At 67.1% G+C, this 14,139-nt stretch carries 12 protein-coding genes; 6 read left to right on the forward strand and 6 right to left on the reverse strand.

Annotated elements, in window-relative coordinates:
• The first annotated feature begins 29 nt into the window (after nucleotides 1-29).
• Nucleotides 30-1,106 (forward strand): metal-dependent hydrolase, encoded by a 1,077-nt coding sequence (locus tag AC5P5M_RS17095; RefSeq protein WP_495206178.1) that lies wholly within the window; start codon nucleotides 30-32, stop codon nucleotides 1,104-1,106.
• A gap of 27 nt (nucleotides 1,107-1,133) precedes the next feature.
• Here AC5P5M_RS17095 and AC5P5M_RS17100 read toward each other — a convergent pair whose 3' ends face one another.
• The 6 genes from AC5P5M_RS17100 to AC5P5M_RS17125 all read right to left on the reverse strand — a co-directional run bounded on the left by AC5P5M_RS17100 (nucleotide 1,134) and on the right by AC5P5M_RS17125 (nucleotide 8,577).
• Nucleotides 1,134-2,138, reverse strand: a complete 1,005-nt coding sequence (locus AC5P5M_RS17100) for a glycosyltransferase (RefSeq protein WP_053516476.1) — start codon at nucleotides 2,136-2,138, stop codon at nucleotides 1,134-1,136.
• A gap of 11 nt (nucleotides 2,139-2,149) precedes the next feature.
• Nucleotides 2,150-4,009 carry a DUF7657 domain-containing protein gene (locus tag AC5P5M_RS17105; protein WP_164151656.1) on the reverse strand — a complete coding sequence of 620 codons (1,860 nt, stop codon included), beginning with the start codon at nucleotides 4,007-4,009 and terminating at the stop codon, nucleotides 2,150-2,152.
• Between the two features lie 163 nt (nucleotides 4,010-4,172).
• Nucleotides 4,173-5,000 (reverse strand): methyltransferase domain-containing protein, encoded by an 828-nt coding sequence (locus AC5P5M_RS17110; RefSeq protein WP_053516428.1) that lies wholly within the window; start codon nucleotides 4,998-5,000, stop codon nucleotides 4,173-4,175.
• Nucleotides 5,001-5,051: 51 nt separating this feature from the next.
• Nucleotides 5,052-6,047, reverse strand: a complete 996-nt coding sequence (gene dusB / locus AC5P5M_RS17115; protein ID WP_065182791.1) for a tRNA dihydrouridine synthase DusB — start codon at nucleotides 6,045-6,047, stop codon at nucleotides 5,052-5,054.
• A 240-nt stretch (nucleotides 6,048-6,287) separates the two neighbouring features.
• Complete coding sequence (locus AC5P5M_RS17120) at nucleotides 6,288-7,253, reverse strand: ribokinase (protein ID WP_053516425.1); 966 nt, start codon at nucleotides 7,251-7,253, stop codon at nucleotides 6,288-6,290.
• Nucleotides 7,254-7,278: 25 nt separating this feature from the next.
• Nucleotides 7,279-8,577: a NupC/NupG family nucleoside CNT transporter gene (locus tag AC5P5M_RS17125; RefSeq protein ID WP_053516424.1), complete on the reverse strand. Its 1,299-nt coding sequence runs from the start codon at nucleotides 8,575-8,577 to the stop codon at nucleotides 7,279-7,281.
• Nucleotides 8,578-8,769: 192 nt separating this feature from the next.
• Between AC5P5M_RS17125 and AC5P5M_RS17130 the strand changes: the two genes are divergently transcribed.
• The 5 genes from AC5P5M_RS17130 to AC5P5M_RS17150 all read left to right on the forward strand — a co-directional run bounded on the left by AC5P5M_RS17130 (nucleotide 8,770) and on the right by AC5P5M_RS17150 (nucleotide 14,076).
• Nucleotides 8,770-9,741, forward strand: coding sequence for a potassium channel beta subunit family protein (locus AC5P5M_RS17130; protein ID WP_053516475.1), 972 nt, complete (start codon nucleotides 8,770-8,772; stop codon nucleotides 9,739-9,741).
• 193 nt (nucleotides 9,742-9,934) lie between these two features.
• On the forward strand, nucleotides 9,935-10,129 hold the full coding sequence (gene hemP / locus AC5P5M_RS17135) for a hemin uptake protein HemP (protein ID WP_005412278.1): 195 nt from the start codon (nucleotides 9,935-9,937) through the stop codon (nucleotides 10,127-10,129).
• 150 nt (nucleotides 10,130-10,279) lie between these two features.
• Nucleotides 10,280-12,472 (forward strand): TonB-dependent hemoglobin/transferrin/lactoferrin family receptor, encoded by a 2,193-nt coding sequence (locus tag AC5P5M_RS17140; protein ID WP_495206179.1) that lies wholly within the window; start codon nucleotides 10,280-10,282, stop codon nucleotides 12,470-12,472.
• 4 nt (nucleotides 12,473-12,476) lie between these two features.
• Nucleotides 12,477-13,076: a ChuX/HutX family heme-like substrate-binding protein gene (locus AC5P5M_RS17145; RefSeq protein WP_111186300.1), complete on the forward strand. Its 600-nt coding sequence runs from the start codon at nucleotides 12,477-12,479 to the stop codon at nucleotides 13,074-13,076.
• 73 nt (nucleotides 13,077-13,149) lie between these two features.
• Complete coding sequence (locus tag AC5P5M_RS17150) at nucleotides 13,150-14,076, forward strand: DUF6607 family protein (RefSeq protein ID WP_111186299.1); 927 nt, start codon at nucleotides 13,150-13,152, stop codon at nucleotides 14,074-14,076.
• Nucleotides 14,077-14,139 lie beyond the last annotated feature (63 nt).

The following is a 14,139-nucleotide window of genomic DNA, read 5'->3' on the forward strand; positions in this document are numbered from 1 at the left end:
TCGCCCGGCAAAGCCGTTAGCATCGGGCCATGGATTCCTTGACCCAGATCGTTCTCGGCGGCGCCGTAGCCGCTGCCATCGCCCCGCCCGGACATCGCCGCGCGGCCCTGCTGGCCGGTGCCGCACTCGGCACCCTGCCGGATCTGGATGCCTTGTGGCTGGGCTTCACTGCCGAGGATCCCGTAGCGGTGATGGTCGACCACCGCAGCTTCAGCCATTCGCTGCTGGTGCTGCCCTGGGTGGCGGCGCTGATCTGGTGGCTGTTCAAGCGCTACGGCGGGGGGCGGGTGGCGCAGTCGCCGCTGCGCTGGTTCTGGGCCATCCAGCTGGCGCTGGTCACCCATCCGCTGCTGGATGCGCTCACTGTCTACGGCACCCAGCTGTGGTGGCCACTGCGGCCACACCCGACCATGGGCTCGAGTGTTTTCATCATCGATCCGGCGTACACGGTGTGGCTGCTGCTGGGCTGCGTGGTGGCGTGGTTCGTGCGCGCGCGGCCATGGGCCGGCAAGGTACTCGGGGTTGCCCTGGTGCTCAGTACCGGCTACCTGGGATGGGGCCTGCTGGCCAAGGCTCAGGTCGACCGTGCCGCCCAGCAGAGCCTTGCGGCCATGGGGCTGGGCGATGCGCCACGATTCTCGGTACCGATGCCGTTCAACACCCTGCTGTGGCGGGTGGTGGCGATGACCCCGAACGGTTACGTGGTCGGCGATCGCTCGCTGGTGGCCGACCGCGGCCCGATGCAGTTCGAAGGCCACCCGTCCAATGTGCAGGCCCTGCGTGAAGCGCAGTCGATTCCGGCGGTTCAACGCCTGCAGTGGTTCAACCGTGGCTTCATGCGTGCGCAGATAGTGGACGGAATGCTGGTGCTGAGTGATCTGCGCATGGGCCTGGAGCCGGATTACACCTTCAACTTCGCGGTGGCACGGCAGGTCGATGGGCGCTGGCAGGCGATCGTGCCCGAGCAGCGGCGCACGGATTACAGCAGCCCAGCGGCGCGCGCCGATGTCGGCGTCAGGCTGGCCGCGATGTGGCAGCGGATCTGGCATGCGCCGGCAGCGACGGGCGCCACCGGCGGGAGTGCCCCGGTGCACGCGGGCGATTGATCGGCAGGCGGGGATGCTGTGCCGGCGTCAGGCCGGCGGTGCTGTGCGGTTGAGCTGGATCGAGCGATGCAGGACCTGGCGCGGCGCATTGGCGATGTCGAAGCCGACGAATGCCAGCAGGAACTGCAGACCTGAAATCAGCGAAACCATGACGATCATGAGCGTACCGACCGGCGTCGCAACCTCCGCCGATGCCGATGCGATCCAGTGGTACGCGCCGAACACGCCACCGAAGGCAAGCAGTCCCAGCCCGGCGATCAGCTCCAGCGAGGCGATGGTCAGGTCGCGCAGGAAATAGTTGTAGCCGACACGCTTGAGCGTGTTGCGCACGTGCTTGAAGGCGAACTCGCCCAGTACCCGGCTGATGCGCAGGTTGCTGGTCTCGTCGGCATAGCGCGCGTCCATCGCCACGTCCTGCACCACGGCACGCACCGTGTTGAGGCGGAACAGCATGTCGGTCTCGAAGAAGTAGCGGTCGCTGATCGCATCCAGGGGCAGGTGGCTGGCAACGCGGGCGTGGATGGCGGTGTAGCCGTTGGTCGGGTCGAACACCTGCCAGTAGCCGGAAGACGCCTTGCTCATGAACGACAGCGCGAGGTTGCCGATCCGCCGCAGCAGCGGCATGCGACGGATGTGGCTGAGGTTCCAGAAGCGGTTGCCCTTGGTGTAGTCGGCGTTGCCCTCGGCGATGGGAGCGACGAAGTCCATCAGCAGTGTGGGATCCATCTGGCCGTCGCCATCGACCTTCACCAGGATGTCCATGCCCTCGGCGATGGCCGCGCGGTAGCCGGTCTTGATCGCACCACCGACGCCGCGGTTCTGCGCATGGAACAGCACCCTGACCCGGGGATCGCGCGTGCTGTCCTGGACCATCCGGCCGCTGCCATCCGGGCAGGCATCATCAACGCAGTAGATCGCGGTGACCGCATCGTCGATCGCTGCGAGCACGCCGAGCACGTGGCGGGTCACCCGGTAGCAGGGAATGATGACGGCGATCTTCGGTGGCGTGGCCGGGCGCGCGTAGGCGTTCATCTGCATCGTCCTCAGGGCTGCGGCGGTGCCGGCGGCTGCGCGGGCGCGGCCAGCATCGCGGCTGCGGGCACTTCCACCAGGTCGGCGTACATCGAACGGGGTTCGGCGACGTCGCTGACCATCACATGGTGATAGCGGTTGAACGTGGTGTTGAAGCGGTCTTCGGGCATGTCCGGGAAGCGCGCGCGGAAGTACGCCAGCTGCGGGAAATACAGCGTGTGGTTGACTGCCGGGATACCGACGCCGGACAGCAGCGCACCGTAGCGCCCTTCCACCACCAGCGCTCCGTCCGCAGCCTGCCGTGCACCGCGCGCCTGCATCGACGCCAGCACGGCGCTGCGGTCCATGTCGAAGATCGGCCGGGCCGACTGCACCGGATTGAACAGCCCGTTGGTCAGCACGTTGCCGAGCGCGGCCACCGCCAGCACCAGCGCCACCGGATGCGCGGCGAACCGCGGGCGGCGCGCGGCGAAGGCCAGCACGCCCACGCACAGCAGTGGCCATGCATCGGCCGTGGCATGCAGCCGGCTGAAACTGCCCTGGCCGAAGGCGAACTTGAGCAGGCATCCCGCCAGCAGCAGGGCCGCGAGCAGCAGCAGGCGGCCGCGTCCCAGGCGCACCCCGCCGCGCACCAGCACGATCGCGCAGCCGATGTTCAGCAGCAGGCCCAATGCCAGCAACGCACGGGTGGGCGGCACCATCGACAGTCCGGTCAGCTGGCCGATCCGCAGCGGCACCGGCAGGAAGATCCAGCAGGCGACCAGCGCGATGCCGGCGGCCAGCACCCCCAGCGACAGCCGGTGGCCGCGCGCCCAGCGCAGCACCTGCGTCCAGTCGGCGAGGACGGCGGTGAACAGCGGCAGCAGGCTGCTGAACACTGCGATCTCGCAGGCGTTGGACGGCTCGAACGCAGGCAGCGGATAGAATCCGCGCGTCATCAGGTTGGGGAACCCGTGGGTGAGCAGCGCGACCGGGCTGACCCCGCCGCCTGCGCTCTCGCGCTGGCCGGGATAGACGGTGTTGCGGACGATCTCGATCGCTTCGTGGAAATAGCCCAGGAACGCCAGCAGCGCCAGGCCGCCGGCGACCGCCGCATCGAGCAGGCGTGCCACTGTCAACGCATCGCGGCGGAAGGCCAGCACCAGCACGCCCATGGCCAGCAGCGCTGAAATGATGAAGGGCGGATAGGCCACGGCCAGCAGCCAGACCACCAGTGCGTAGGCGCTGGCGAGGATGCGCAGCCAGCGGTTGTCGATCCGCAGCCAGGCCACGGCTACCCACGGTGCCAGCGCGAACGCGCCCCAGTTGGTCGTCCACCACACCTGCACGTAGGGCGAGAAGTACAGGGTCAGCGCGACCAGCACGGCCGCCAGCGGCGGAACCCGCAGCTGGCGCAGGAACAGTGCCCAGCCGCAAAGGAACGCCATCGCCATGAACATGAAGAAGAACGAGTAGGCGTTGGCCGGTGGCAGGATGAAGAAGGCCCAGTGGTACGGCTTGAACAGCAGGCCCCAGTCCAGCAGCGGAAGCGCCTGGAACGAGCGCAGCGTCTCGTGGTATGGCGAAAACGCGTTGGTCGCGCCGAAGTCGTTGGCCACCGCGATCTGCACGTAAGGGGTGTAGACCATCCACTCGTCCATGCGGATGCCCCGCGCCTTGCCGAGCAGGGGCTCGATCGGCGCCAGCCCCAGGTACTGGCTGGCCATCGCATAGGACGAGGGCGTCAGTGCAAATGCGACATACAGCAGGCACAGCACCGCCACGATGCCCAGGCATAGACGGGCCTGGCGGGAGTCGAGGCCATCCAGCAGGCCGCCTTCCCGGGCGGCGAGGGGCAGCGTGCTACCCGGAGTCGTTGCGCGTGCTGTCATCAGGAATCCCTTCAGGCGCGGAGCTCGGTGGTCCCGTTGCCGCGCATGCGGAAGGGGCCGGGTCCAGCGCGCGCCCGTCCTCGACGCCAGCCCGCGACGATTCTAGCGGGTTGCCAGCCATGCGGCGCGTGGCACTGCCGCAGCGCAGCGGTGCAGGCGCCGGTCAATACACCGTCGCGCGGCCCTGCACGAACGAGAAGAAGAACACGGCATTGGGATCGTTCTGCACCAACCGGAACTCGCGACGCATGCCCTCCACCGTATCCTCGTCCACGGTGCCGGCCTGCAGCAGCTGCTCGGCGGCCGACAGCAGCAGCTGCTCCCAGAACGCGATCATCGTCTTGCGCCGCGCCGGCTCGCGGTTGTCCAGGTGGATCGTCTTGATCTCGGTATGCACATCGCGGAAACCACCGGCCAGCAGCAGGTTGCCGAGCTTGGCGCCGACGAAGGGATCGCCGCCGTGGTCGTACTGGAAATCATTGAATGCCATCCAGTAACGCCAGATGTGCGGCGAATACGGATCGAGCAGGAACGATGCGTTCATCACTTCGGTGATGTAGACCGGCGATCCCGGTGCGAGTACACGGCGCACTTCGCTGAGCACGCGGGCCGGCGAAGGTACATGCTCCAGCACCCAGCACAGGAATGCCGAATCGAAGCTGCGTGCCTCGAACGGCAGCTCGCCTGCATCGGCCTGCTGCAGGGTGTAGCGATCGCTGCACCACGGCGTGCGCGCGAGGTTCTCGCGGGCGGTCGCCAGCTGCGTTTCGCTCAGGTCCACGCCGGTCACGTGCAGGTCCGGGAAGCGGCGCAGCAGGATCTCGGTCTGCGCGCCGACGCCGCTGCCGACTTCCAGCAGGCGTCGTGCGCTGCCGTAGTCGATCTGGCCGAAGATGCTCGATTCCAGCAGGCGGGCCTGGGTCATCAGGCGCTGCTGTTCGGTGCCGGAGAACCCGTGCAGGTAGGTGGGGGAGGAAATCGGCGGTGTCATGGTCGCGGGCTCGTGGTGCGTCGTGCAGGGTCGACTGCGGGGCGTGCGGGGTCAGGCAGCCGACGGCAGCGCCGGTTGCCCGGCGATCAGTCGGTCGAAGTACTCGGTGGTCAGCGTGATCTGGCTCTGCGGATCTTCGGCGCGGTTGACCACGGCGCGGAACGCCGCATTCTCGGGCCGGTCCTTGGCGTACCAGCCCAGGTGCTTGCGCGCGATGCGCACGCCCTGCGGCTCGCCGTAGAAGGCATGCAGGGCGTGCAGGTGGCCAAGCAGAATATCGCGCACTTCGGCCAGTGACGGCGGGGTCAGTTCCTCGCCGGTGGCCAGGTAGTGCGCCACCTCGCGGAAGATCCACGGCCGGCCCTGCGCCGCGCGACCGATCATCACTGCGTCCACGCCGGTCTGCTGCAGGACGAAGGCGGCCTTGCGCGGCGAATCGATGTCTCCATTGGCGATCACCGGAATGCGCAGCGCGGCCTTGATCTCGCCGATCGTGGCGTACTCGGCCTGGCCGGTGTAGTGCTGGTCGCGGGTGCGGCCGTGCACAGCCAGGGCGGCGATGCCGCTGTCCTCGGCGATGCGCGCGATCAGCGGCCCATTGCGGTGGTCGCAGTCCCAGCCGGTGCGGATCTTCAGCGTGACCGGCACATCGACCGCGTTGACCACGGCAGCAAGGATGCGCGCCACCAGCGATTCGTCACGCATCAGCGCCGAACCGGCCCAGGCATTGCAGACCTTCTTGGCCGGGCAGCCCATGTTGATGTCGATGATCTGCGCACCATGGTCGACGTTGTAACGCGCCGCCTCGGCCAGCTGCTGCGGCTCGGTGCCGGCGATCTGCACGCTGATCGGTGCCGGTTCACCCTCATGGTCCATGCGGTGGATCGACTTGCGCGTGTTCCAGAAGCGCGGGTCGCTGATGGTCATCTCGGAGGCGGCCAGGCCCGCGCCCAGCCGTTTGCACAGCAGGCGGAACGGCTTGTCGGTGACGCCGGCCATGGGCGCCAGCACGACGTTGGGAGCAATGGTGTAGGGGCCGATCTGCATACGCCCATTGTAGGCCGCAGGCGGTCACATGGCCGGGTCGGCGAGGCGCCGGTTCAGGCCGATCCGGACCGACCTCATGCCGTACGGGCATCAGCAGATGCTTGACGGTTGCTTCCGCCGCCCCCAGTGGCGGGTCATGGTGGGCGGCTGGGGCAGGGCTGCGTGCCCTGCATGGGCGCAGGCAGAAAAAGGCCCGGGCACCTGCGCGCCCGGGCCGGTTCATGCAGCTGCGGCGTGGACCTACCGGATTTCCACGTCGGCCGGGGTCAGCCGTGGCATCGCCGCTGCGGCGCCTTCCTTCTCGGTCGAGCGGCCCGCGAACTGGTTGGCGAAGCGCACATGGCGTGCGAACGGCGCCTCCGGCAGCTGGGCAAGGGAGGCGGCCAGCGCGCCGTTGAAGGCGTCGCCGGCACCGGTGGTATCGATCGCCTGCACCTGCTCGGCACCCACGCGGTAGTACGGCTGGGTGTCGCCGCGCAGGTTCTCATCGGCATGCGAAACGAACACGCCCACCGAGCCCAGGGTGACCACCACGGTACCGTTGCCGACCAGCTTGCGGCACAGCGCATGCAGGCTGGCACCATCCAGCGCGGCCACGTCGTTGGCATCCACGCGCTCGCCGACATGGCGGCCCAGAAGGGCGGCGAACTCGGTCTCGTTCGGGGTGATCACATCGGCCAGCTTGAGCAGGCCGATGGTCGAGGGGGCGTCGGCCGGTGCGGTGTTGAGCACGGTGGTGACACCGGCCTCGCGGGCGGCAGCCAGTGCCGCCTCGATGGTCTGCACCGGCGACTCCAGCTGCACCAGCACCACCCGGGCACCGGTCAGCAGCGCCTGTTGCTGCTGCAGGAAATCGGTGCTCAGGGCGGCATTGGCGCCCGGGCCGATCACGATGGTGTTACGACCCCGTGCATCGACATAGATGCCGGCGGTGCCGGTCGGTTCGCTGCTGGCTTCGGCGATCAGCGCGAAACCGTCCTGGCCGGCGAGGTCGCGGGCGGTGGCACCGCCGGCGTCATCACCCAGGGCGCACACGAAGTGGGTATCGGCGCCCGCGCGGCATGCGGCCACGGCCTGGTTGAAGCCCTTGCCACCGGGGCCGGTGCTGTAGCGGCCGGCAATGGTCGCGCCCGGTGCCGGCAGCGACTCGCACCGCCACACGTGATCGACATTGAAGGAACCGACGACAACGACACTGCTGCTCATAGGGAATCTTTTCTCGAACTAGGGTTCAACTGAAATGCGTCAGCACGCCGGCGATGGTCGCCGTCATGAAGGTGGCGATGGTACCGCCCAGTACCGCGCGCAGGCCGAACTTGGCCAGGTCGTGGCGACGTTCCGGGGCCAGGCCACCGATGCCGCCGATCTGGATCGCGATCGAGCTGAAGTTGGCGAAGCCGCACAGCGCATAGGTGGCGATCAGGCGACCTTCATTGGACAGGGTCACGCCGGCGACCTGGCCGTTCACGATCTGCGACAGCTCGGTATAGGCGACGAATTCGTTGATCACGACCTTCTGTCCGATCAGCGACCCCACGGTGGTGGCGTCGGCCCACGGGGTGCCGATCACCCAGGCGATCGGTGCCAGCAGGTAGCCGAAGATGGTCGACAGGTTGGTCGGCTTGCCGATCTGTGCGGCCAGGCCGGTCACTTCGCCGAGCCAGGTCAGCGGGGCGTTCAGCAGGGCGATCAGGGCGATGAAGGCCAGCAGCATCGCGCCGATGTTCAGCGCCAGCTTCAGGCCGTCGCCGGCGCCGGCCGCCGCCGCGTCGATGATGTTGCTGGAGGTCTTCTCCACTTCCATCTTCACCGTGCCGCGGGTCAGCGGGGTGCCGGTTTCCGGGATCAGCAGCTTGGCCACCACCAGCGTGGCCGGTGCGGCCATGATGCTGGCCGCCAGCAGATGCTTGGCGTAGAACGCCTGCTGGGTCGGGTCGCCCCCGCCGAGCATGCCCACGTAGGCCGCCAGCACGCCGCCAGCGATGTGGGCCATGCCACCGATCATCATGGTCAGCAGCTCGGACTGGGTCATCTTGGCGATGTACGGGCGCACGGTCAGCGGCGCCTCGGTCTGGCCAATGAAGACGCTGGCGCAGACGCTGGTGGTTTCGGCACCGGACACGCGCATCACCTTGGTGATCGCCCACGCCATCACCCGGACGATCGCCTGCATGACGTTCAGGTGGTACATCACGCCCATCAGCGCGGAGAAGAAGATGATGGTCGGCAGCACCTGGAAGGCGAAGATGAAGCCGTAGTTCTGGACGTCCATCAGCGAGCCGAAGATGAACTTCGAGCCCTCGTTGACGAAGCTCAGGACCTTCACGAAGCCGTGGCCGAGCGCATCGAACACGTCGCGGCCGCCGGGGACCAGGATCACCAGCGCCGCAAAGGCGATCTGCAGGGTGATGCCGGTGGCGACGAGCTTCCAGTCCACCGCGCGCTTGTTGTTGGAAAACAACCAGGTGATGCCGATCAGCACCGCCAACCCGAACAGGCCGAAGCCGATCCTGCCCAAACCTTCGACCATGTGAGTGACTCCCCTGGGGCGTCGCGAAAAACGGGAAGCCTAGTGCAGGGCAGGGGCCGGGGCAAGGAAAAGCAGCGTGCGCGCGGCCATCGGCACCGATCGGGCCAGCAACGGCAAGGGGTTGCGGTCGGCACGACGGGTAGAATGGGGCTCGATTCCGGCCCGGATGCGGGCCCGCAGCAGGAGATTCGCATGCACTACCGCCGCCTGGGCTCCACCGGCCTGCCGATATCCGCCCTGTCCTTCGGCGCCTGGGTGACCTTCGGTGACCAGATTCCGCGCGACGAGGCCCGCAACCTGGTTGCTGCGGCCTGGGACCATGGCATCAACTTCTTCGACAATGCCGAGGGGTATGCCAATGGCCGCGCCGAGCAGGTGATGGGCGATGTGATCGCCGACCTGCGCCTGCCGCGCGATGGGTTCTGCGTGTCCAGCAAGGTGTTCTTCGGCAGTGCCAAGGATCCGCGACCGACCCAGCGCGGCCTGTCGCGCAAGCACGTCACCGATGCCTGCCATGCCGCACTCAAGCGCCTGCGGGTGGACTATCTGGACCTTTATTACTGCCACCGCCCGGATCCCGACGCGCCGATCGCCGAGACCGTGCACGCGATGGATACCCTGATACGGCAGGGCAAGGTGCTCTACTGGGGCACGTCCGAGTGGTCGGCGGCACAGATCCAGCAGGCGCTGGACATCGCCGCGCGACACAACCTGCAGGGGCCATCGATGGAGCAGCCGCAGTACAACCTGCTGCACCGCGAGCGGGTGGAAACCGAGTACGCCCCGCTGTACGCGGGGGCCGGCCTGGGCACCACCATCTTCTCGCCGTTGGCGTCCGGCCTGCTCAGTGGCAAGTACGACCGTGGCATTCCGGCCGACGCCCGGCTGGGCCGCGAGGGCATGGAGTGGCTGCAGGATCTGGTTCTGGGCGCCGATGCACAGGCACGCCTGGCCCAGGTCCGTCATTTCAGCGCGGTGGCACGCGAGCTTGGCCACGCCCCGGCCAGCGTGGCCATCGCCTGGTGCCTGCGCAATCCACAGGTGTCCAGCGTGATCCTGGGCGCCAGCCGGGTCGAGCAGCTGCTGCAGAACCTGCAGGCCCTGGAAGTGCTGGAGCAGATCGACGCCGCCGGCTGGGCCCGGATCGAAGCCGCCTTCGTCTGACCTGCAGCATTTTCCCGCCGGGAGTCGAGCCGTGCTCGACCCCAGGGTCACCGCTGCACGCCATTTGATTCACAAAATCTATCGAATTTCGGATTTCGATCATTAATCTCATCAATCAAATTGAGAATGGTTGTTGATTGTCAACTGAGAATCATTATCATTTAACTCGTCCCTCGCACGAGTCCAGATGCTCATGAACGCTCAACCTGTACTGCTGCGCCCTGAAACACTGACCCTCCGCGATCGTCCGGTCCGCGTCGTTCCGCCGGAAGAGGTCATCGACAGCGAAGCCCTGCTCAAGGGCCGTCGTGAAATCCTGATCCAGCACGGCGATCGCTTCTATCGCCTGCGGCACACCAGCAACGACAAGCTGATCCTGACCAAGTAATGCGGCCTGGTCGCCCGCCTCCCTCCCTCCTGCCGGGCGCCGCCCGCAGGGTGGGCGACCCGACCGTTCCCGCTCTCTCCCCCTCGGTCTACCGCGTGCGCTCCGGCGTGCCGGTGGCCGGGGGTTCCCCTGCCTGACCGAACGAACCCGATGACCCGCCATACCGCCCTTTGCCTTGCTGTCTGGATGGCGCTCCCGCTGTCCGCCCACGCTGCCACCGCCGCCAGCGCCGCGCCCGATGCGCGCGAATTCGATCGCGTGCAGGTCACCGCCACGCGCACCGAGCGCGCAGTGAGTGACGTCGCCGCGACGGTGGACGTGATCGACCGTGAGCAGATGGACCGGCACCTGGTCCAGGACATCAAGGATCTGCTGCGCTACGAGCCGGGCCTGTCGGTCAGCCGCAGCGCCGCGCGCTTCGGCCTGGGCAGCATCCGTATCCGTGGCCTGGACGGCAACCGTGTGCGGGTGCAGACCGATGGCATCGCGATGCCGACCAGCTTCAACATTGGTTCGTTCTCCAACGCCAACCGCAACTTCACCGATCTGGACACGCTCAAGCGCGTGGAGATCGTGCGCGGCCCGGCCAGCTCGCTGTACGGTTCCGATGCGCTGGGTGGCGTGGTCGCCTTCGTCACCAAGGATCCGGCCGATTACCTGAAGGATGGCAAGGACAGCTACGTCGGCCTGAAGTTCGGCTACGACGGTGAATGGAAGGGCCTGCTCGGCGGTGTCACCACGGCGTTCGGCGGCGAACACTGGAGCGGCATGGTCAACATCAACCATCGCCAGGGCCAGGAAACCGACAACAAGGGTGACGTGCGCAGCAACGACAACACCCGCACCGCCCCCAACCCGCAGGACCGCGACGGTCGCAGCGGCCTGGCCAAGCTGGTCTATGCACCGAGCGAGGACCAGCGCTTCCGCCTGACCGTGGAAGGCAACGAAGACAAGACCGAGACCAACGTGCTGTCTTCGATCGACCGTACCACCACCACCGGCATGAAGGCGCGCGACAAGCAGAACCGCACCCGCGTGTCGTTCGCGCATGAAATGGATGCGCTGGACAAAGGCTTCGCCGACAGCCTGCACTGGCAGCTGTATACCCAGCACAGCGAAACCACCCAGATCACCGATGAGGACCGTGCCAACCGCAGCCGTCGCCACCGCGAGTTCAACTTCGACCAGCGTGTGTACGGCCTGCAGGCTCAGTTCAACAAGGCCTTCAGCACCGGCAGCGTCGAGCACGCGCTGACCTATGGCTTCGAGGGTGCACGCACCGAGATCCGCCAGAAGCGCGATGGTTTCCAGGTGCTGGCCAACGGCCAGACCAGCACCACCATCCTGCCCGATGCGTTCCCGGTACGCGATTTCCCGATCAGCAAGACCACCGAGCTGGGCCTGTATGCGCAGGATGAAATGCGCATGGCTGGCGGCAGGCTGTCGCTGGTGCCGGGCGTGCGCGTGGACCGCTACGAGCTGAAGCCGGAAGTGGACAACATCTTCGCCGAGGACAATCCCGGCGTGGCGGTGGCGAAGCTGACCAAGACCAGCGTCTCGCCCAAGCTTGGCATGGTCTATCGCTTCACCGACGAATGGTCGCTGTTTGCCGGTTACTCGCACGGCTTCCGCTCGCCGCCGTACAACGACGTCAATCTCGGCTTCACCAACTTCGCCTTCGGCTACACGGCCATTCCCAATCCGGACCTGAAGCCGGAAACCAGTGATGGCATGGAACTGGGCCTGCGCTTCCTGTCGCCGGCTGCCTACGTCAGCGTCAGCGGCTACTACAACGAGTACAAGGACTTCATCGAGTCGCAGTCGCTGGTCGGCACCAATGCGCAGGGCCTGATGGTGTTCCAGTCGCGCAACATCGCCGACGCCCGCATCTACGGCGCTGAACTGAAGGCCGGCGTCGACTTCGGCCAGATCAGCCCGACCCTGCAGGGCTGGGCACTGCGCAGTTCCGTGGCCTGGTCGCGCGGCGACAACAAGACCGAGGACACCCCGCTGGATTCGGTCGACCCGCTGCGCGGCACCGTCGGCCTGATGTACGACACCGATGCCTGGGGTGTCGAACTGGCCGGCACCTTCGTCAAGCGCAAGGACCGCGTCGCCTCGGCCACGGTGTACCGCCCGGCCGGCTATGGCGTGGCCGACCTGATGGCACATTGGAATTTCGCCCCCGGTGCGACCTTCAACGTAGGCGTGTTCAACCTGGGCGACAAACGCTACATCGATTGGTCCAACGTGGGTTCGACGCTGTCGCCGACCAGCCGCGTGCTGGATCGCTACACCAGCCCCGGTCGTACCTTCTCCGCCAGCCTTGCCGTTTCCTGGTGACCTCATGAGCCGAGCATTGTCCGCACGCAGGAATGACTCCATCGCCGCGCCACACCGCGCGGCATGGCCGACCCCGGCACAGCTGGCCACGCTTGGCACCGTGTTGTGTCTCTACCACGCCGACGGCAACGAGCTTGGCGGCTGGCGCCAGGCGGTGCGCGTGCATGCCTGCCAGGGCGTGGACAGCGAGGGCCTGCGCGAAAGCCTGTGCTTCCTTGACGGCCGTGGCCGCTGCGTGTGGCGCCTGTACCTGCTGCCGGACAGCGACTTCCTGGCCTGGGACCGGTTGGTGGCCGCACTGCCGCCGGGCCCACAGCACGACAGCGACGGCAGTGTCGGTGAACGCCTGTGGCGGCGCCTGGCCGGTCATCTCGGCGGCCAGCGTTGGCGCCTGTGTGCGCTGCGCCTGCATGCCGCCGATGATGGCCGCACCCTGGCGGCCAGCCTGTCGACGCTGTCGGCGCTGGGCGCGGCCACCGCACGCCGCATCGCGCGCCTGGAAGGCGCCGAGGGCGAGCTGGCCATCGACGACTGCTGCTGTGCCGACGCCGCGCGCCGGCCGGCACCACGGATTCCCGGCGACCTGCCGCTGATCCGCCTCTGATCTGTTCCTGATGGAACGCTCGACGGCCACGGATGGCCTCTCAACGAACCTGCAACCCCGAAGGAAGATCCCGATGAAATTCCAGACAGCCAGCGTCCTGCTGTTGCTCGCCGGCAGCGGCGTGGCCAGCGCGCAGCCCTCCGACATCGCCCGCGACCACGACAGCATCCTGGCCATGCAGGGTGAGTACACCGTGGATTTCGCCTTCGACGAAACCGTGCTGCTGAAGCCGGGCTACGAGCGCGCGCCGGCGATGCGCAGCGGCGGCAATGAAATGGTCATCGTGGTCGAGGACAGCCCGAAGCGCATCGTGCTGCAACACCTGCTGCTGGACGAGAAGAGCGGCCACATCACCAAGCACTGGCGCCAGGACTGGGTCTACGAGGCCCCGAACCGCTTCGAGTTCAGTGCCGACCAGACCTGGCGGGTACGCAGCATCCCGGCGGCGGTGAACCAGGGCGCCTGGACCCAGTGCGTGTATGAAGTAAGCGATGCACCGCGCTACTGCGGCACCGGCAAATGGACCTACACCAACAACGTGCCGAGCTGGACCAGCGACCTGAGCTGGCGCCCGCTGCCGCGCCGTGAGTACACCAAGCGCAGCGACTACAACGCGCTGGCGGTGGTCAACCGCCACACCCTGACCCCGAACGGCTGGACCCACGAGCAGTTCAACACCAAGGTGCAGCGCAACACCGACGGCAGCCAGGTGGAGATCGCGCGTGAGTTCGGCTTCAACGACTACGTGAAGACCACCGAGATCGACTTCACCCCGGCGCGCGACTACTGGAAGGCCACCGCCGGCTACTGGGCCAAGGTCCGCCAGCGCTGGGACGGTTTCCTGACCCGCGCTCCGGGCGTGCACCTGAAGACCAAGCTGGATGGGATGGCGATGATCATTCCGCTGTTCACCCAGGCGCAGGACCTGCAGGACGGCAAGCAGGTGAAGGACGCGCAGATCGACGAAGTGTTCGCCAGGTACGTGGAAAAGGCCCAGTAGGGTCGAGCCATGCTCGAGGCCACAGCCGGATCCACGCATGGCGTGGATCTACCGCAAGGAAGG

This window comes from Stenotrophomonas sp. YJH_SMC_106-19 (genome assembly GCF_059368375.1).